Below are 18,431 nucleotides of genomic sequence, written 5' to 3' on the forward strand. Positions count from 1 at the left end.
TTCTCACGGCCGCGGCCCGGCGATCCCGCACGTGAGGAGGCTCGATGAGCAACATCGTGCTCCTCGCGCTCACCGGCCTCGGCCTGGGCGCGCTCTACTTCCTCATCGCCTCCGGGCTGTCCCTCATCTTCGGACTGGCCGACGTGCTGAACTTCGCCCACGGCCTGTTCCTCGCCGTCGGCGCGTACGGCACCTGGTGGTCCTCGACGCATCTCGGATTCCCGTTCGTGCCCGCCGTCATGTTCGGCGTCGTGGCCGGCACGGTGACCGCCGTACTCGTCGAGACACTGCTGATCCGGCCGCTCTACCGCCGGACGATCGAGCAGGTGCTCGTCACCGTCGGCCTCAGCCTGGCGGGGGTGGCGCTGCTGCAGGCCGCCTTCGGCGCCGACCCGCTGACGTTCCCCCGGCCGGAATGGGCCACCGGGACCACGCGCATCCTCGGCGCGATCGTGCCCAACGACCGGTTCCTGCTGATCGGCGCGGCCGTCGTGGTGCTGGTCGCGATCCAGGTGTTCCTGCGCCGGACCCGCTTCGGCCTGATCGTCCGGGCCGGCGTCGAGGACCGGACCATGGTCACCGCCCTCGGCATCAACGTACGCACCGCCTTCACGCTGGTGTTCGCCATCGGCGGCGCGGCGGCCGCACTGGCCGGAGCGCTCGCCGGGGTCTACTTCGGCAACGTCTCCCCCGGGCAGGGCACCTCCCTGCTCATCTTCGCCTTCATCGTCGTCGTCATCGGCGGCATGGGCTCGGTCACCGGCTCGGCGATCGCCGCCGTACTCGTCGGCCTGGTCCAGCAGTTCACCAGCTTCTACGCGGCCGCGGGCGTCGGGGAGGCCTCGGTCGTGCTCCTGCTCGCCGTGGTCCTGCTGGCCCGGCCGGGAGGCCTCGCAGGGAGGGCAGCGTGACCACGACAGCAGACGCCTCCGAGACCGCGACCGCGGACGACCTCCGCCCGCGTCCCGACTCACCCCGCCGCCGCTGGATCCGGCGCGGCGCGCCGGTGGCCGCCTTCGCCGTGCTGGCGATCCTGCCGTTCTCGACGCTGGACCTGCCCGGGCTGCTGCCCGGCCCGGCCAATAGCCCGGGATCGCTGCAACTGCTCGCCGTCTGCCTCGTCTTCGCCGGGCTCGCGGCCACGTACGACCTGCTCTTCGGCCGTACGGGGCTGCTGTCCTTCGGGCACGCGCTCTATGTGGCGCTGGGCAGTTACACGGTCAACATCGCCGTGACGAAGCTCGGCCTCACCCTCCCCGCCGCGCTGCTGCTCGCCGTACTCGTGGGCCTGGTCGTGCCCGCGCTCCTCGGCGCCGTGGCGCTGCGGGTGAACGGCATCGCGTTCGCCATGGTGACCCTCGCGACCGCGCAGGTCGGCTCGATCCTCGTGATGAGCGATCCGGGGCGGCTCACCGGCGGCGAGGAGGGGCTGCCACTCGCGCCCGACGCGATCCCGGCGTTCCTCTCCGGCGTGACCAACACCGCGAACCTGTACTGGATCGCCCTCGGCTACCTGATCGTCGTGCTGGCGGTGATCGCCTGGGTGGTGGCGTCGGAGCCCGGCCGCGTCTGGCAGGCGATCCGCGAGAACGAGCGCAGGGTGTCGGTCCTCGGTCTCCCGCCGTACCGGTTCCGGCTGCTGGCCTTCGTGATCGCGTCGTTCCTGGCAACACTGGGCGGGGTCGTCCACCTCTTCCTGGTCGGCGGATCGAGCCCGCAGATCACGACGTCGAACTTCACCCTCGCCTTCCTGGTCATGGTGGTGCTCGGCGGTACGGGAAGCCGCTGGGGCGCCATGCTCGGCGGCGTGCTGTACACCTACCTCGACCACCGGCTCGCCGCGCTCGGCACGTCCGACGCCGTCGCGGGCCTGCCGGAGGTGCTGCGCGCGCCGCTGTCCGAGCCGCTGTTCGTGCTCGGCGTGCTCTTCATCGTGATGGTGTACTTCCTGCCGGGCGGGCTGGCCAGCCTCGCCGCCCGCCTACGCGGCCGTACGAGATGATCGGCCGCCGCCTCCTCGCCCACGGATGAGCCCGGCGTCTCGTGACGACGGCGTGGATATTCATGTCCGCTTCGTTGTCCCGGGACGCCGGATCCGGCGTCACATCACGGACATTTCCGAATTTAGTCCGAATTCGGCCCGACCGAAATTGTCGGTGCCGCTCCATAAGCTCAGACCATGGCGAACCCGGAGTACAAATACACCCCCGAGCCGCTCGCTGCGGCGGCCGCCAACTCCATCAGCATCGCCGATGTGCTCCGCCATCTCCGAATCCCGTGACCCGGGGGCACGCACGCGCACATCAGCCGCCGCCTCAAACACTTCGGCATCGACCCCGCACTTCCTCGGCCAGGCACATAGCCGGGGCACATGGTCCCCCGCTCGTCGTCCCGCGACGGAGATCCTGGTCATGCCGCCAAAGGGCAGTTCTTGACAGCGACCGGCGTTCCTACGCCGTGCCCTTCGCGAAGTAGGAGTTCCCTACGAGTGCTCACGTTGTAGGATAGGCGGCACTTGGCCGGGTCAGTCGCTGACGCTACACGCCGACCACATCAGCGGAAATCGACTCGACAACAGAATAGAGAATCTGCGATTCTTTTGCCCGAGCCGTCATTCACAAACGGATGATTTCGCAGGCGAGGGAAAGTCACAGGGGTCGTAGTCCAACGGCAGAGACGACGGCTTTAGGTGCCGTACAGTGCGGGTTCGAATCCCGCCGACCCCACATTTAAATTAAGTGAAAGCCGCCTCTTTCCACAGAGGCGGCTTTCGCTTTTCTTTCACGGAAGTGCCGATTCCGCGCCACACCTCAGCGACGGGGGCATGCGCAGGGACGCTACTCGGAGCGGCCGGAGCGGGGCACCGCGCAGCGGAATCCGCTCTCGGTCTGCTGACAGAGCTGCGACAACTGCTCCTGCAGGTCTTTCATGCGCTGTCCCCCACCGAAGGATCGGTCCCGCTGGCCACGACCGTCCAGGTAGCCGTTCTCGAAGGGCGCGCTGTACGCGTGCTCCTGGTTCCAGATGGCGGTGCCGACCGCGACCGCGCCTCCGCCGAGGATCGCTCCGATCAGCCCGGCGACGATGAACTGGCCCCCTCGCCCGCGCGCGAACGCGCCGAATCGGTGGGCGGCCGACTGTGGCCGGCTGCCGGAGCCCGCTCCGGCCCCTCCGGCCGTGGTCGCCCATCCCGGCGCGGCCCAGCCGGGACCGCCGGGGCCGTACGCGTATGTTCCGAAAGCCGGTCCGGCCACGACGGCGGGCTGGCCGTACATCGGCGTGACCGCAGGGCCGGACGCGGGCATGCCGCCCGGTCCGTAGCCGGGCCCGGGCGGACGCGCCGGACCGGGTTCCTGCGTCCACCCGTGGGGCGCCGGGCCGGGGGCGTGCATCGGCGTGGTCGCCGGGCCGTACGGAGGTGCGAAGGTCGGTGCGGGTCCGGGCCCACCGGGACGCGGCCCCGGCGCTCCGCTCGGCGACGTGAAGGGCTTGAGCCCGAGGTCGGACATCGAGTCGGCGGTCGTGGGCGTGGCGCCCGCGGCGGCGTCGGTGGAGTCGGCGGGCTGCTCGGCGGTTCCGGCGTGTCCGGAAGACGGCTGCGCCGCGGAGTCGGCAGGCGCCGCCGTGGCCGGGCCGGAGTCGTGACGCTCCCCGAGTGCCTGGCCGTCTGGGTCGCGCGGCTCATCCTCTGCGCCGCGCGACCCGGCGTCACGATCCGCCATCACACAGATCTCCCTTTACTCGCCCGCAAGGGCATCCCCTCGTAAAGAGTGCCCGACGAACCGTAAGTGTGGCGTAAATGTGGACATGTCGCTATGCGACCCGGGTCGTAGACGGGGATCCGTCACAGGGGGGAACCGCGCCCACCTGCGCATTACCTATCGTTAGTGCCGTGTTCGGCAGACTGCGCGCCTGGAAGCGACGCCACTCCCTCCTCGTTGACACGCTCGCTCTCGCACCGCTGGCGCTGCTCGGCCTGCTCTCCACCCTGTCCACCTCCTCCTATGCGGACGTGTCCGGGAGAGACAGGTTCGGCCCGGTCGTGCTGCTGCTGCTCAGTGCCATGCTCGTGGTGCCGTTGATCTGGCGGCGGAAATATCCGGTCGGCGCGTTCGCGATCGTCGCTCTCGTGTGCTTCGTCCAGTGGGCCGCCGGGATCGCCATCCTGCCCGTCAACTTGGCGGTCCTCGTGGCAATGTACGGCGTGGCCGCGCGCCGCCCCTTGAAATGGGCGATAGCGGCGGCCGTGGTCGCCGAGATCGGCATCTTCCTGTCGCTGGTCCGCGAATCCCATGACGTCCTCAACGCCTGGCCCGGGCCGACCGTGTTCGTCGTCGCGATCTGGATCAGCGGCATCTACGTCAACATGCGGCAGCGGTACGTCGAGAGTCTGGTTGAGCGGGCGGAGCGCGCCGAGCGCGAGAGGGACCAGCAGGCGCGCATCGCGGCCGCCGCCGAGCGCACGCGGATCGCGCGTGAGCTGCACGACGTGGTCGCGCACAACGTCAGCGTGATGGTCGTCCAGGCCGACGGCGCCGGTTACGCCATCGACACCGATCCCGAGCAGGCCCGCCGTGCCGTGCAGGCGGTGTCCTCGACGGGGCGGCAGGCGCTGGCGGAGATGCGGCGGCTGGTGGGGGTGCTGCGCGACGACCACACATCGGGCGGCGAGTACGCTCCGCAGCCGGGTCTGGAGCAGCTCGCCGATCTGATCGATCAGGTCCGCGCGTCGGGGTTGCCGGTGGACTTCACCAGGTCCGGCCCTCAGCCTGAAGTGCCGGATGGAGAGCAACTGGTGATCTATCGGATCATCCAGGAGGCGCTGACGAACACCCTCAAGCACGGCGGCCCCGGCGTCAGCGCCTCGGTCCAGGTGGAGTACGGCGCGCACGACGTGACGCTGACCGTGTCCGACGACGGGCGGGGCGCCTCCGCGGCGCGCGCGGACGACGGGCACGGTCTGATCGGCATGCGGGAACGGGTCGGGATGTACGGCGGCACGGTCCACGCGGCGCCTCGCCCGGGAGGCGGCTTCCGGGTGACCGCCCGCCTCCCGATCGGCCAGACGGCATGAGAGCCTCAGAGGGTGCCCAACACGGCACGATCCCCCGAAGTGGCACAAACCAGCCCGCCCCTGGACGAAGCGAGGAACTGTGATACGCGTGATGCTGGTCGACGACCAGGTGCTGGTGCGGACGGGTTTCCGGATGGTGCTGGGGGCCCAGCCGGACATCGAGGTCGTCGGCGAGGCCGCGGACGGGGCGGCGGCGGTGGAGGCCGTGCGCTCGATCGAGGCCGACGTGGTCCTGATGGACGTGCGCATGCCGCGTATGGACGGCGTGGAGGCGACCCGCCAGATCTGCGCGTCCTCGTCGTCCGGACCGCGGGTGCTCATCCTCACGACGTTCGACCTGGACGAGTACGCCTTCGCGGCGATCAAGGCGGGGGCGTCGGGCTTCCTGCTGAAGGACGTGCCGCCGGCCGACCTGCTGACCGCCATCCGGGCGGTCCACGCCGGGGACGCGGTGGTCGCGCCGAGCACGACCCGCCGGCTGCTTGAGCGATTCGCCGTCCACCTCCCCGACGACAATGACGCGCCGCGCGACCTGGACGGCCTGACCGCCCGGGAACGCGAGGTGCTGGTCCACGTGGCTCAGGGCCTGTCGAACACGGAGATCGCCGCGCGACTGCACCTGGCCGAGGCGACGGTGAAGACGCACCTCGGCCGGATCCTCGCCAAGTTGCGGCTCCGCGACCGCGCCCAGGCCGTCGTCTACGCGTACGAGACCGGGCTGGTCGTGCCGAGCGGCGGACTTCAGTAGCAACGGACGTACACCGAGAGTCGTACATCGGGCGTCGCGGATGCGCGGAAGGGGCAGGTCAGGTCCCTTCCTCCAGCCGAGAGAAACGCATGATCACGGCCATAGCGTTGGCCGCATGACGATGACTACGGACGTCCGACAGGCCGTGACGGCAAGGGGACTCAAGAAGGTTTACGGCCAGGGCGACGCCGCGGTGCACGCTCTGCGCGGGATCGAGGTGGGGTTCGCCACGGGGGCGTTCACGGCGATCATGGGGCCGTCCGGCTCCGGCAAGTCGACGCTGATGCACTGCCTGGCCGGGCTCGACACGGTCTCCGCGGGTGAGATCCACATCGGCGACGTGGAGATCACGAAGTTGAACGACAAGCAGCTCACGCTGCTGCGCCGGGAGCGCATCGGGTTCGTGTTCCAGGCGTTCAACCTGTTGCCCACGCTGACCGCGGAGCAGAACATCCGGCTCCCCTTGGAGATCGCGGGCCGGCAGGCCGACCAGGTCCTGTTCGACCGGGTGATCGAGACGGTGGGGTTGGGCGAGCGGCTGGGGCACCGGCCGACCCAGCTCTCCGGCGGCCAGCAGCAGCGGGTCGCGGTGGCGCGCGCGTTGATCAGCAAGCCGCAGGTGATCTTCGCGGACGAGCCGACGGGCAACCTTGATTCGCGCAGCGGCGCCGAGGTGCTGGCGTTCCTGCGCCGGTCGGTGCGCGAGCTGAACCAGACGATCGTCATGGTGACCCACGATCCGGTCGCGGCGTCGTACGCCGACCGGGTGATCTTCCTGCGGGACGGGCTGCTGGTGACCGAGCTTTTCGAGCCGACCGCGCAGACCGTCCTCGACACGCTGATGAAGCTGGAGGCCTGAGCCGTGTTCAGGACGACTCTGGCCGGGCTGCTGGCGCACAAGCTGCGCCTGCTGCTCACGTCGCTCGCGATCACGCTGGGCGTCGGGTTCATCGCGGGCACGTTCGTGCTGACGGACACGATCGACGCGGCGTTCGCGCAGAAGTTCACCGCGGACGCCGCCAAGATCTCGGTCGCGGTGCTTCCCGACGGGGACAAGGCCGACCGGCGGCAGGATCCGATCCTCACCACCGGCGACCTGGCCAAGGTACGCGGGGTGCGGGGCGTCGCCGACGCCCAGGGCATCGTGCAGGGCACCGCCCCTCTCCTCGGCAAGAACGGCAAGGTCGCGGGGAGCAGGGCGACGGCGGGGATCTCCGTCCCCGAGGGCGCGCTCAACCGCACGGTGATCACCGAGGGCTCGTCGCCCGCCGCCGCCACGGAGGCGGTGCTCGACAAGGACACCGCCAAGACCCGCGAGTTCGCGGTGGGCGACACCATCACGGTGCTCGACGCGAAGCAGGTCAAGCACCAGTTCACCCTGGTCGGGCTGTTCGACGTCGGCGTCAACCAGGAGCTGTCCTTCACGGGGGCGGTCGGCTTCACCGCGGACACCGCGCGGCAGATGACGGGGGCGAAGGGGTTCCGGGAGATCGACGTCCGCGGGGGCGACGGTGTATCTCCGGAGGGCCTGCGCGCCTCGGTCGCCGCCGCGCTCGGCTCGGGTTACACGGTCAAGACGGGCACGCAGCTCGCCGACGACCTGGCGGCGGCCAACAACATGGACACCGCGTTCATCAGGATGGGCCTCCTGCTGTTCGGCGTGATCGCGATGCTCGTGGCGGCGCTGGTCATCTACAACACCTTCAACATCCTGGTGGCGCAGCGCGCCCGCGAGATGGCGCTGCTGCGCTGCATCGGCGCGACGAAGAAGCAGGTCTTCGGCTCGATCCTGCTGGAGTCGGTCGTGGTCGGCGTGCTGTCCTCGGTGCTCGGCCTGCTCATCGGGCTCGGTCTCGGCGCGGGGGCACTGGCGGTGCTGGGCGCGGTGGACGCCCCCATCCCGACCGGGGTCGGCGTCTCCCTCTCCACCCGGACGATCGTCGTGGGCCTGGTCATCGGCATCATCGTGACGGTCGCGGCGGCCCTGCTGCCCGCCCGGGCGGCGACCCGGGTGGCGCCGATCGCGGCGCTGCGGGCCCAGGTCGAGGAGAGCACCTTCCGCGCCGGCATGCTGCGGATCGTCTTCGGGGCGCTCTTCCTGCTGGCCGGTACGGGCATCACGGCGCTGGGAGTGTCGAAGGACCCCGGGCAGGACGCCCTGCTGGCGGTCATGGCGGGCGGCTGTGTCTTCTTCCTCGGCGTGCTGATCCTGGCGCCATTGATCGTCAAGCCGTTGAGCGCGTTCGTCGGCTGGCTGCCCGCACGGCTCTTCGGGGTCCCGGGCAAGCTGGCGGTGGACAACTCGCGGCGCAACCCCAAGCGTGCGGCGACGACCACGGTCGCGCTCACCATCGGCGTGACGCTGATGACGCTCATCTCCGTGGTCACCACCACGACCCGCGCGACCGTCTCCGAGCAGCTGGACGCGCAGTTCCCGGTGGACTACATGATCGGCACTCAGCAGCACGACGCGACGATCCCGCGCACGGTGGCCGCGGACCTGCGGTCCAAGCCCGAGTTCGGGTCCGTGGTCGCGGTCCGGGAGACCCAGACCAGGATCAAGGGGCAGTCGGTGAACGTCGGCACCTTCACCGTCGATCCGGAGTTCAAGGTCGCCCCGGTCACGGGGTCGATGCAGGATTTCGGACCGGGCACGGCCGCGGTGACGAGCTGGACCGCCAAGGAGCTCGGCGTAGCGGTCGGCGACACCCTGGAGGCGGCCGGCAAGGGCTACCGCGTCGTCGCGCTCCTCTCCGACCAGGCCACGCCCGTGTACGGCGTGAGCCTGACCGAGCAGGACTTCGACGCCGCCTTCCCCGAGGCCATGGACAGGTCAGTCCTGATCAAGGTCAAGGACGGCGTGGCCGCCGAGACCTCGCGCCGGATCGTCGAGGCGGCGACCGAGCCGTACCCGGCCGTCCTGGTGGAGAGCGTGACCGAGACCCGGGGCGCGTTCGACGAGGCGCTGGACATGATCACGATGATCATCACGGGCCTGCTGGGGCTGGCGGTCCTCATCTCCCTGCTGGGCATCGCCAACACGCTGTCGCTGTCGGTGCACGAGCGGACCCGGGAGTCGGCGCTGCTGCGCGCGCTCGGCCTCACCCGGCCCCAGCTCCGCCGGATGCTCTCGATCGAGGCGTTCGTGCTCGGCCTCATCGGAGCGCTGGTGGGCGTCGCCCTCGGTGCCACCTTCGGGTGGGCGGCGACCCAGACCATGGTGAATGACGTCGTCTTCCGGGCGCCGGTCCTTCAGATCCTCGGCTTCGTCGCCCTCTCGGGGGTGGCCGGCGTGGTCGCCGCCCTCCTCCCCGCCCGGCGCGCGGCGAAGGCGTCCATCGTCGGCTCGCTCGCCAGCAGCTGACGACCATGCGGACACGCCTCCCGGGGACGCCCCGGGAGGCGTTGCCGTACCGTTCGAAGGCCGGTCAGCGGGGGAACTGGTCGGCGACGGCCTGCGGGGCGAGCAGGGGGCGGACCATGGTCTCGCCGGTGTCCTTGTCGATGACCAGGCAGCCGCCCCCGACCGTCTCCGGCAGCGACCGGGGGTCGTCGGGGTCCGCGCCGCGCGCCCAGGCCACGTACACGCGGCCGATAGTGAAGATCTCCACCTTGCCGTGCCGGCCGGTGAAGTAGGCCTTCGCCAGTTCGCGTGCCTTCTGGAGCGAGACCGTCAAAGGCGCAGCCCCTCCCGGTCGATGATCACGCTGAAGACGCCTGTCACGTCGGCGTACGGCGGTTCGACCGCCATGTGGCCGCGCTGGGCGTCGATCCAGACGATCTCTCCGTAGCTGTTGACGGCGTTCCACGCGTGGCTGCCGCCGCTCGGCCAGCGGGTGATGAGGATCGCGGCGGCGCCGTGCCCGCCGGTGAGGAGCCGCCGGCCGATCACGGCGTACGCCCGGCGGCCGTGTCCCACGTACTCGAACCGGTGCCCGATCCACCGCTCTGCCCGGGACACGCCCTTGGCCTCGCCGGTCAGGACGGGGGCGCCGCTCTCGTCATGCTCGGGGAGCCGCGGAGCGGCCACGATCGGCTCGCCGTGCCAGGTGGACAGCACGGAGAGCGCGCAGTCGACGGCGTTGGTGGAGCGGAACGGGTCCTCCGAGGGCCCCTCGGCGTTGATGAGCCGGATCCAGGTCCCGCGCGGGTCGGGGAACCGCCCGCCGACCGCCTGGTCGAGGTCCCGCTGCGCCTGCGAGTCCGGCTCGGCGAGCCCGCCCGGCACGCCGTACGGCCGGGCCAGGTCGAGGCGGGGCGGGCGCGTCGGCCGGTCGAACCAGTCCGGGCCTCCGGCGAGCGCGATCGGCGCGTGGACCCGCGGCGGAGGTTCCTCAAGCGACTGCGCCGGCACCTCCGCGGCCTTCTCGTAGTCGAGCCAGCGGCGGCCGTCGGGGGCGACGACCGGGTTGTAGACGCCGGTCGGCAACCGCCACCGGGACGTGCCGTGGGACTGCCGTCGGGACTGCCGGTGGGTCATCTCCTGAGGCACGTGCCGCGGCTCCCCTCGACTCAGGCGCGTATCAGGATGCCGATGCTAGAGGGGGACGGCCCCCGGCAGGCCTCATTCCCGCACACGCCCGGGCGGGTCGCACCGGTTCGCCGGTTAGATCCGGTTCAACCCGCCCGGACTCTGATGGTGTGGTGGCCGGTGGCACCGTCCGGAGCAGGTGGGGCGACAGCCGCCGTCTGGGTGTATCCGGTGGCGTCCGTCGCGCGGACGGCGATCGTGTGGCCACCGGGGGCGAAATCCCAGTCGATCGACCATTGCCGCCAGGTGTCCGGCCCGGGCACCTCGGCCAGCGTCGCCCGCCGCCACTCGCCGCCGTCCACCTGGACCTCGACCGCGTCCACGCCACGGTGCTGTGCCCACGCCACGCCCGCGACGGTCGTACGGCCGGCGGGCACGCTGTCTCCTTCGCGAGGGACGTCGATCCTGGACTGGGTTTTGATCGGAGCCCGGGGGGCCCATCCGCGGGGCGTCCAGTACGCGGTGTCCTCGTCGAACCGGGTGACCTTGATCTCGGTGATCCATTTGGTGGCGGATACATAGCCGTACAGGCCGGGGACGACCTGGCGCACCGGGAACCCGTGGGCCGCGGGCAGCACCTCGCCGTTCATCGCCACCGCGAGCAGCGCGTCCCTGCCGTCCATGACGACGTCCACCGGCGTGCCGCTGGTCCAGCCGTCCTGCGAGACACTGAGCAGCATGTCCGCGTCGCGCCTGATCCCGGCCTCGCGCAGCACGTCGGCCAGGCGGGCGCCGAGCCAGCGGGCGTTGCCGACGTACGGCCCGCCGACGTCGTTCGAGACGCAGGTCAGGGTGACGTCCGCCTCCACCAGGGGACGCCTGAGCAGGTCGGCGAAGGTGAGCTCGACCGGCCGGTCGACCATGCCGTGGATCTTCAGGGTCCAGGACCGGGGATCGACGCCGGGCACGACCAGCGCGGTGTCCACCCGGTAGAACTCGTAATTGGGCGTGACGAACGGTGCCAGCCCCCTGATGCGCAGATCGGCCCCGGCGGGGAGCGGCTTCGCCGCGACCGCGGGGCGCGGCAGCATCCTCGCCACGCTTCTCCTGGCGCTGGTGACGTCTCCGCGCCCGGCGAGCAGGCGCCCGGTCACCACGCCGGCCCCGGCGACGCCCGCGCCGACCGCGACACCGGTCAGGAGTTTGCGCCGGTCGAACGCGTAGAGGTCGGCCCCGGCCCGTCTGACGGAAGGTCCGGCGGGGGTCGTCGGCTCGGCCCGTCCGCCGCTTCCGGCCCCGATGCCCGGCCCGGTCCCCGTCTCGGCCGTACCCGGCTCCGTATCCGGCTCCGTACCTGGCTCTGTACCTGGCTCTGGGGCCGGCTCGGTGCCCGGCGGCGCGGTGGCCCCCGCGCGGCGGAAGAGCAGGACCAGCGTCCAGGCGCCCGCGGCGGCCCCGACCATCGAGGGGAGGAAGTCGAGCGGCCCGGAGTCCGGGCGACTCACCGCGGCGATGATCCCCACCACGCCGAACGCGGCCAGGCCGGCGGTGCCGTACCCGACGCGCCATCGGGCGATCAGGCCGAGAGCGGCCGCGATCAGAGCGACCACGACGACGATGCCGGCGACCAGGACCGTCTTGTCGTTCTCACCGAAGGTGCGGATCGCCCAATCCTTCAGCGCGGCGGGGGTCCGGTCCACCATCGCGCCGCCGACGGAGACCACCGGCGACGCGCTCGCGGTGGTCAGCCCGGCCACCAGCTCGGCGACGCCGAGCCCCACAGCCCCCGCCGTCACGCCGGCGAGCGCGGCGGCCCACGCGGGCGGGCGCGAGCCTCTCGCGTTCGTGTTCACACGTCCGACGGTATGCCTCCGCGGCCACGACCGGGAGGCCATGCGGAGATCGGCTCCGGGGACATGGTCAGGCGGACGTGCGCAGCAGCTCGGGGAGGTCGGCGGCGAGCGCCCGGAAGGCCCGGCCGCGGTGGCTGATCGCGTTCTTCTCCTCGGGCGACAACTCGGCGGTCGTCCGGGTCTCGCCGTCGGGCACGAAGATCGGGTCGTAGCCGAAGCCGCCGGTGCCGCGCGGCTCGCGGAGCAGAACCCCGCCGATCACGCCTTCGACGACGTGCTCCTCGCCGGTCGGCAGCGCGAGCGCGGCGGTACAGGCGAACTGCGCCCGGCGGCGCCCGTCCGGCACGTCGGAGACCTGGGCGAGCAGCAGGTCGAGGTTGGCCTTGTCGTCGCCGTGGGCGCCCGCCCACCGCGCGGAGAAGATGCCCGGCATGCCGTTCAGCGCGTCCACGCAGATGCCGGAGTCGTCCGCGATCGCGGGCAGGCCGGTACGCGAGGCGACGGCGTGCGCCTTGAGCAGCGCGTTCTCGGAGAAGGTGAGGCCGGTCTCGGCGACGTCCGGGATCTCGGGGAAGGAGTCCATCCCCAGGATCTCGATCGGCGCGCCGGTCTCGGCCAGGATCCGGCGCAGCTCCGCGACCTTCCCGGCGTTTCGGGTGGCCAGGACGACCTTGTGCATTCTTTCTCCCTTGCTACCGGCCGGGGGCGGCCGGGCCGTACGGGCTGCTCAGGCGAGCGCCTCGGTCTGCAGGCGGGTGAGCTCGGCGCAGCCTGCGGCGGCGAGGTCGAGCAGGCCGTCCAGCGCGGCGCGGTCGAACGGCGCGCCTTCGGCGGTGCCCTGGACCTCCACGAAGTCGCCCTTGCCGGTCATCACCACGTTCATGTCGGTCTCGGCCTTGACGTCCTCGACGTAGCACAGGTCGAGCATCGGCGCGGAGCCGACGACGCCGACGGAGACGGCGGCCACGGAGGTGACCAGCGGGTTGCCCGGGCACATCTTCTTGGCGCGCATCCAGGCGATCGCGTCGGCGAGCGCGACGTAGGCGCCGGTGATGGCGGCGGTGCGGGTGCCGCCGTCCGCCTGCAGCACGTCGCAGTCGAGGACGACGGAGTTCTCCCCGAGCGCCTTGTAGTCCACGCAGGCGCGCAGTGAGCGGCCGATCAGGCGGGAGATCTCGTGCGTCCGGCCGCCGATCTTGCCGCGGACGGACTCGCGGTCGCTGCGCGTGTTGGTCGAGCGGGGCAGCATGGCGTACTCGGCGGTGACCCAGCCCAGGCCGCTGCCCTTGCGCCAGCGCGGCACGCCGGCCTCCACCGTCGCGGCGCACAGCACCTTGGTCTCGCCGAACTCGACGAGCACGGAACCCTCGGCATGGGCGAGCCAGTTCCTGGTGATCGTCACGGGGCGAAGCTGATCGGGTCGACGTCCGTCTGCACGAGCCATGACCTTCACCCTAGGTCATATACCGCACCGCTTCGGGCCAACTCGGTCCGTCCGCGGTAGCCGCCCGCGGCCGCGTCGGCGAGGACCCGCTCGGGGTCGTACCACGGCACGAGATGGGTCAGCACGAGGCTCCGCGCCCCCGCCCGCGCCGCGTGCTCGGCCGCCTGCCGTCCGGTGAGGTGGATGTCGGGCCGTTCTCCCGGCCCCTCGACGAAGGACGCCTCGCACAGCAGCAGGTCCACGTCGCGGGCCAGCGTGACGAGCTCCGCCGACTCGCCGGTGTCCGCCGAGTACGCCACGGAGCGCCCGGCGTGGGAGACGCGGAAGCCATACGTCTCGACGGGGTGGTTCATGGGCGCGGCGACCACCTCGAAGGGACCGATGCGCCGGGTGCCGGGCCGGAGCCGTACGAAGTCGAAAGAGCGCTCCATGACGGGTTCGTCCGGCATCGCGTAGGCGGCGTTGAGCCGGCGGGACGCGTCGGCCGGGGCGTGGACCGGCACCTTGGGCAGCGGCCCGTCCGGGGAGTAGGTCCGCACGACGTGGTACGCGCACAGGTCGAGGCAGTGGTCGGCGTGCAGGTGGGAGAGGCAGACCGCGTCCACGTCGTAGAGCCCAGTGTGCCGTTGCAGCGCCCCGAGCGAGCCGCTGCCGAAGTCCAGGAGCAGGCGGAACCCCTCCGCCTCCAGCAGGTAGCAGGAGGAGGGGCTGTCCGGGCCGGGGAAGCTGCCGGAGCAGCCGACGATCGTGACCTTCATCGGGTCCTCCCCTCGCCGGAGCCGTCGCCGCCGGGAGCCGAGGAGGCCGGCCGGCCGTCTCCGGAACCGTCTCCCACGCCGTCTTTCGAGCCCGAGGATGAGCCGTCGCCGACCGGGGCGAGCTCGACCGCCTGGATCTCCGGGCCGAGGAAGCGCCGCCCGAGCTGCTCAAACAGGGCGGTCTCGCCCGTCGCGCGGAAGACGTGCCGCGGCGGCTCGCCCGGTGCGCCGGCGAGCCCCCGGTCGTGCAGGATGCGGAAGACGTCCTTGGCCGTCTCCTCGGCGCTGGACACGAGCGTGACACCGTCCCCGGCGACGTACGAGACCGCGCCGGTGAGCAGCGGATAGTGGGTGCAGCCGAGGATCAGCGTGTCGCAGCCGGCGTCCTGGATCGGCTTCAGATAGCCGCGGATCACCTCGATGAGCTCGTCGCTCATCGTCTCGCCGCGTTCGACGAAGTCGACGAGCAGGGGCGCGGGTACCCCGATCAGCTCGACGTCGGGCGCGGCGGCGAACGCGTCGTGGTAGGCCATCGACGCGATCGTGGCCCGCGTCCCGATCACCCCGACCTTGCCGTTGCGGGTGGCGCGCACGGCCCGCCGGGTGGCCGGCTGGATCACCTCGACCACCGGTACGTCGTACCGCTCGCGCGCGTCGCGCAGCACGGCCGCGCTGGCGCTGTTGCAGGCGATGACGAGCATCTTGACGTCGTGCTCGACCAGGTGGTCCATGACCTCCAGGGCGTACCTGCGGACCTCGGCGATCGCCTTCGGCCCGTACGGCTGGCGCGCGGTGTCGGCCACGTACACGATGGGCTCGTGCGGGAGCTGATCGATGATCGCGCGGGCGACGGTGAGGCCGCCCACCCCGCTGTCGAAGATCCCGATCGGCCTGCTGTTCTCCGGCATGAGTCCCAAGGTTAGGGGACCGGCGGCGATTCGCTGAGGGTAAGAATGCTCACACCGCCGGTGGGTTTCGCGCCGGGTGGCTTCGCGTAGCGGCTACTCCGTGTGGAGCACCTTGGAGATCGTCAGGCGCGCCGCCGACCGCGCGGGAGCGAACGCGCCGAGGACGGCGATCGCCAGGCCCGTGAGGGTCAACAGGGCCAGCTGCGGCACATGCCAGACCGCCTTCGCCGACTCGGGGAAGACGATCGAGCCGACACTGTCCACGACGATGCGGTGTCCGGCGATCCCGATGGGGATGCCGAGCAGCCCGCCCACTGTGCCCAGAAGCGCCATGGAGGCCGTCATCATCACCGTGACCTGCCGCGGCGTCATGCCGATCGATTTGAGCATGCCCAGGTCGCGGCGACGCTCCCTCGTGTTCAGCAGGACGGTGTTGAAGACGCCGAGTGCCGCGACCAGCGTGAGCAGCACGGTGAAGATCGAGGCGAAACCGACCACGGTGGGAGTACTGATGGACTCGCCCAGGTCCGCGTCGATTTCTGCACGCAGTCCGGGATCGGCGGATCGGACCGCCTTCGCGTAGGCCTTGGGGTCGGCGCCGGGCTTGAGCTGGACGTGGTAGAGGTCGGCTGGGATCTTCGGGGCGAGCGCTGCCAGCGTCTGCCAGGAGGACCAGATGAAGCGGGGCCCGCCGTCCATGACCTCTCCGACGATGGTGGCCGGTTCCTGCTTGCCCTTGAGCGTCAGGGTGATCTCATCGCCGATCTTCAGGCCCCTCTGGGACAGGAATGCCGGCGGGACGATGACCTCGCCCGGTCCTTCCAACCAGCGGCCCTTGACTATCTGGTCGGCCAGGCTGGGCGTGTCCCCGCGCAGGAACTGCACGTCGAGCGGCTGCTGCTGGTAGCCGGCCAGGTCCACGCCGACGAAGACGCCCGCGGTGACCTTGAGGGTGCCGGGCAGGGCGCGGAGCATCTTCTCGGTCTCCTGGTCGCTCAGCTTCCGCGTCGGCTGCCCGAGTCCGGTCCTGCCGGCGCGCACGTAGAACTCGGTGGCCGCGCCGGTGCCGCCGGCTTCGGCGAAGGCGACGAGCGTGCTGGTCAGGCCGGTGGAGAGGGTCACCGTGGCCACAGCTACGATGACGGCGCCCATGGCCATGAGGGAGCGTCCAGGGCGGGCGAACGGCTGGCCCAGGCCCAGGCTGAGGGAACGCGGCAGTCGGGTCGCGCCGAGGAGGCGCTGCGCCCGCAGCCCGCGGCCGGTGCGCGGCGCGCTGCCCGCGTTGAGGGCGCGGGTGGCCGAGAGCCGGCGCGCCCGCAGTGCGGGGATCAGCGCGGCGAGGGCGGCCAGCGCGGGCATGGCGATCAGGACGACGATCGGGACCCAGGCGCTGGTCCCGATGGTGGCAGTGCCGGTCTCGATGCCCTCGAAGGCGGCCTGCAGAACGGGTTTGGTCAGCAGGGCGCCGAGCGTGATTCCCAGGACGCAGCCGGCCACGGCGGGCAGGCAGACCATGGTGAGATAGACCGCGACCACCTGGTTGGGGGTGAAGCCCAGTGCCTTGAGCACGCCGATGTGCCTGAACCCCGAAATGACCGCGCCGCTGATCACGTTGCCGACGATCAGGACCGCGACCACCAGTCCGAGGACGCCGAAGAGCGTCATGAAGGGCAGGTAGTCCTCACTCTGGCCGGAGAAGGCCGCCTTGACGGAGAGATAGGAGCGGGAGCTGCTCAAGGCCCCCTCCGGCAGCGCCGCGGTGATGGTGGCCAGGCTTGTGCGGATCTGCTGCTCCGTCGCCGCCGATGCGAAGCGGTAGAGCATCTGGCTGGTGGCCGGGGCGAGCGCAAGTTGCTCGGGGAGCACCCACGCACCGGCGGATCGGCTCATGCTGGTGGCGAAGCCGACGACGGTCAGTGACGTTCCCCCGGGCAGCTTGAGCTTCGATCCCAGGGCGCCGGGCTTGGGTGGGACGTTGAAGCCCTGGTTGATGGCGATCTCTCCGGGGGCGGAGGGCCAGCGCCCCTGGACGACCTCGACGCGGTCCACGGCACCTGCGGGGTCGGCCCGGCCGGCTACGACGAGAGGTCCGGCGGGCGCGGCGGGCGAGCCCTTGGGGACGGCGATGATCGTCTGGTCGAAAGGACCGGCCGCGGCCTCGACGCCCTCCTGCCGTGTGGTCTTCTCCAACTCGGCGCGCGAGACCTTCGCGGTATCGAAGACGGCGACCACGTGGGCACCGTTCTGCTGGCCGAATGCCTTGTCGAAGGGGGATGTGGCGGCGTCGAGCAGCCCCAGAGCGAGCATGCTGGTGGCGCTGGAAGCGAGCACGACCAGCCCGATCACCACGGTCTGGAGTCTGCGCCGCCGTACCGCCGCGCGCGCGGCCTGCCACACCGCGCTCATGGGGTCGTCTCCAGGGCGCTCTGGCGCACCACCCTGCCGTCGGCGAACTCGACCAGCCGGGTGGCGCAGCGGGTGGCCAGCTGCGGATCGTGGGTGACGATCAGCAGGGTGTGGCCGAGCCGGTTGAGTTCGATCAGCAGGTCCATCACCTGCCGGCCGGAGCCGCTGTCCAGCGCTCCTGTCGGCTCGTCGGCCAGCAGGAGGGCAGGGCGGTTCATCAGAGCCCTGGCGACCGCGACCCGCTGACGCTCGCCCCCGCTCAGCGTCGCCGGGTAGTTGTCGCGGCGTCCGGCCACGCCGAGTTCCTCGAGTAACTCCAGTGCGCGCAGGCGCGCCTGCCTGGCCGGGGTGCCGGTCAGCTGCGCGGCCAGAGCGACGTTGTCCAGCGCGGGCAGGTCGTCGATGAGGTTGAAGAACTGGAAGATCATGCCGATCTGCCGGCGCCGGAACAGCGCCAGGCCGGTCTCGTCCAGCCGGCCCAGATCCTGCCCGTGCACCAGGATCGTGCCCGAGGTCGGTCGATCCAGGCCCGCGACCATGTTGAGCAGGGTCGACTTGCCGCAGCCCGAAGGGCCCATGACCGCCACGGACTCCCCGGCGCGGATCTCCAGGGAGACTCCGTCCAGTGCCGCCGCACTGCCGTACTCCTTACGCAGGCCCTCGACCCGGATGACGGGCTCTCCCGCGTTGTCGTCCATTGTCATGGCACATCAGCGTGGCCGGGCCGGGCTACAGCACCACGTGAGCAAGGCAAGAGGATGGCAAGAAA

General features: G+C 71.2%; 17 protein-coding genes and 1 tRNA gene. 8 read left to right on the top strand and 10 right to left on the bottom strand.

Translation table 11 applies throughout. The features are described 5' to 3' along the window. The first annotated feature begins 44 nt into the window (after positions 1-44). The 4 genes from AWQ71_RS00660 (at position 45) to AWQ71_RS00670 (ending at position 2,726) form a co-directional block, all read left to right on the top strand. On the top strand, positions 45-911 hold the full coding sequence (locus tag AWQ71_RS00660) for a branched-chain amino acid ABC transporter permease (protein WP_067124859.1): 867 nt from the start codon (positions 45-47) through the stop codon (positions 909-911). Further along, positions 908-2,002, top strand: a complete 1,095-nt coding sequence (locus AWQ71_RS00665; protein WP_067124862.1) for a branched-chain amino acid ABC transporter permease — start codon at positions 908-910, stop codon at positions 2,000-2,002. The genes AWQ71_RS00660 and AWQ71_RS00665 overlap by 4 nt, the downstream gene beginning before the upstream one ends. A 529-nt stretch (positions 2,003-2,531) precedes the next feature. After that, the gene (locus tag AWQ71_RS44575; RefSeq protein ID WP_439650347.1) at positions 2,532-2,663 is read left to right on the top strand and encodes an HNH endonuclease; all 132 of its coding nucleotides are present in this window, start codon (positions 2,532-2,534) and stop codon (positions 2,661-2,663) included. Continuing rightward, positions 2,654-2,726, top strand: a tRNA-Leu gene (locus tag AWQ71_RS00670). Before AWQ71_RS44575 ends, AWQ71_RS00670 begins: the two co-directional genes overlap by 10 nt. A 111-nt stretch (positions 2,727-2,837) precedes the next feature. On the opposite strand, the gene AWQ71_RS00675 is transcribed toward AWQ71_RS00670, so the two are convergent. Then, positions 2,838-3,722, bottom strand: coding sequence for a hypothetical protein (locus AWQ71_RS00675; RefSeq protein WP_067124865.1), 885 nt, complete (start codon positions 3,720-3,722; stop codon positions 2,838-2,840). 170 nt (positions 3,723-3,892) lie between these two features. Between AWQ71_RS00675 and AWQ71_RS00680 the strand changes: the two genes are divergently transcribed. From AWQ71_RS00680 to AWQ71_RS00695, 4 genes are all read left to right on the top strand, one after another. Continuing rightward, entirely contained in the window at positions 3,893-5,074 is a 1,182-nt protein-coding gene (locus AWQ71_RS00680; protein ID WP_067124868.1) for a sensor histidine kinase, read from the top strand. Between the two features lie 79 nt (positions 5,075-5,153). After that, a complete protein-coding gene (locus AWQ71_RS00685; protein WP_218001589.1) occupies positions 5,154-5,822 on the top strand; it encodes a response regulator in 669 nt (222 codons plus the stop codon). Between the two features lie 115 nt (positions 5,823-5,937). Further along, complete coding sequence (locus AWQ71_RS00690) at positions 5,938-6,681, top strand: ABC transporter ATP-binding protein (protein ID WP_067124871.1); 744 nt, start codon at positions 5,938-5,940, stop codon at positions 6,679-6,681. 3 nt (positions 6,682-6,684) lie between these two features. Beyond that, complete coding sequence (locus tag AWQ71_RS00695) at positions 6,685-9,186, top strand: ABC transporter permease (protein ID WP_067124875.1); 2,502 nt, start codon at positions 6,685-6,687, stop codon at positions 9,184-9,186. Positions 9,187-9,250: 64 nt separating this feature from the next. On the opposite strand, the gene AWQ71_RS00700 is transcribed toward AWQ71_RS00695, so the two are convergent. The 9 genes from AWQ71_RS00700 to AWQ71_RS00740 all read right to left on the bottom strand — a co-directional run bounded on the left by AWQ71_RS00700 (position 9,251) and on the right by AWQ71_RS00740 (position 18,366). After that, positions 9,251-9,499 (bottom strand): SUKH-4 family immunity protein, encoded by a 249-nt coding sequence (locus AWQ71_RS00700; RefSeq protein ID WP_067124878.1) that lies wholly within the window; start codon positions 9,497-9,499, stop codon positions 9,251-9,253. Then, on the bottom strand, positions 9,496-10,314 hold the full coding sequence (locus tag AWQ71_RS00705) for a toxin glutamine deamidase domain-containing protein (protein ID WP_245658045.1): 819 nt from the start codon (positions 10,312-10,314) through the stop codon (positions 9,496-9,498). Before AWQ71_RS00705 ends, AWQ71_RS00700 begins: the two co-directional genes overlap by 4 nt. A gap of 125 nt (positions 10,315-10,439) precedes the next feature. After that, a complete protein-coding gene (locus tag AWQ71_RS00710; protein ID WP_067124884.1) occupies positions 10,440-12,146 on the bottom strand; it encodes a sulfite oxidase in 1,707 nt (568 codons plus the stop codon). A gap of 67 nt (positions 12,147-12,213) precedes the next feature. After that, positions 12,214-12,825, bottom strand: coding sequence for an XTP/dITP diphosphatase (locus tag AWQ71_RS00715; protein WP_067124886.1), 612 nt, complete (start codon positions 12,823-12,825; stop codon positions 12,214-12,216). A 48-nt stretch (positions 12,826-12,873) separates the two neighbouring features. Then, positions 12,874-13,590: a ribonuclease PH gene (rph, locus tag AWQ71_RS00720; RefSeq protein ID WP_067125962.1), complete on the bottom strand. Its 717-nt coding sequence runs from the start codon at positions 13,588-13,590 to the stop codon at positions 12,874-12,876. A 5-nt stretch (positions 13,591-13,595) separates the two neighbouring features. Next, positions 13,596-14,348, bottom strand: coding sequence for an MBL fold metallo-hydrolase (locus tag AWQ71_RS00725; RefSeq protein ID WP_067124888.1), 753 nt, complete (start codon positions 14,346-14,348; stop codon positions 13,596-13,598). After that, positions 14,345-15,256, bottom strand: coding sequence for a glutamate racemase (murI, locus tag AWQ71_RS00730; protein ID WP_084258266.1), 912 nt, complete (start codon positions 15,254-15,256; stop codon positions 14,345-14,347). Before murI ends, AWQ71_RS00725 begins: the two co-directional genes overlap by 4 nt. Before the next feature lie 93 nt (positions 15,257-15,349). Next, positions 15,350-17,662, bottom strand: a complete 2,313-nt coding sequence (locus tag AWQ71_RS00735) for an ABC transporter permease (protein ID WP_067124890.1) — start codon at positions 17,660-17,662, stop codon at positions 15,350-15,352. Beyond that, the gene (locus tag AWQ71_RS00740; RefSeq protein ID WP_067124892.1) at positions 17,659-18,366 is read right to left on the bottom strand and encodes an ABC transporter ATP-binding protein; all 708 of its coding nucleotides are present in this window, start codon (positions 18,364-18,366) and stop codon (positions 17,659-17,661) included. Before AWQ71_RS00740 ends, AWQ71_RS00735 begins: the two co-directional genes overlap by 4 nt. Positions 18,367-18,431: the final 65 nt, after the last annotated feature.

This window comes from Microtetraspora malaysiensis, assembly GCF_001528665.1.
Lineage (GTDB): Bacteria > Actinomycetota > Actinomycetes > Streptosporangiales > Streptosporangiaceae > Microtetraspora_A > Microtetraspora_A malaysiensis.

Excerpts from the sequence above, each read along its gene's own strand:
- AWQ71_RS00660 (WP_067124859.1), top strand. The coding sequence starts at position 45 with ATGAGCAACATCGTGCTCCTCGCGCTCACCGGCCTCGGCCTGGGCGCG.
- murI (WP_084258266.1), bottom strand. The coding sequence starts at position 15,256 with ATGCCGGAGAACAGCAGGCCGATCGGGATCTTCGACAGCGGGGTGGGC.
- AWQ71_RS00735 (WP_067124890.1), bottom strand. The coding sequence starts at position 17,662 with ATGAGCGCGGTGTGGCAGGCCGCGCGCGCGGCGGTACGGCGGCGCAGA.
- AWQ71_RS00675 (WP_067124865.1), bottom strand. The coding sequence starts at position 3,722 with ATGGCGGATCGTGACGCCGGGTCGCGCGGCGCAGAGGATGAGCCGCGC.
- rph (WP_067125962.1), bottom strand. The coding sequence starts at position 13,590 with ATGGCTCGTGCAGACGGACGTCGACCCGATCAGCTTCGCCCCGTGACG.
- AWQ71_RS00715 (WP_067124886.1), bottom strand. The coding sequence starts at position 12,825 with ATGCACAAGGTCGTCCTGGCCACCCGAAACGCCGGGAAGGTCGCGGAG.
- AWQ71_RS00690 (WP_067124871.1), top strand. The coding sequence starts at position 5,938 with ATGACGATGACTACGGACGTCCGACAGGCCGTGACGGCAAGGGGACTC.
- AWQ71_RS00740 (WP_067124892.1), bottom strand. The coding sequence starts at position 18,366 with ATGACAATGGACGACAACGCGGGAGAGCCCGTCATCCGGGTCGAGGGC.
- AWQ71_RS00725 (WP_067124888.1), bottom strand. The coding sequence starts at position 14,348 with ATGAAGGTCACGATCGTCGGCTGCTCCGGCAGCTTCCCCGGCCCGGAC.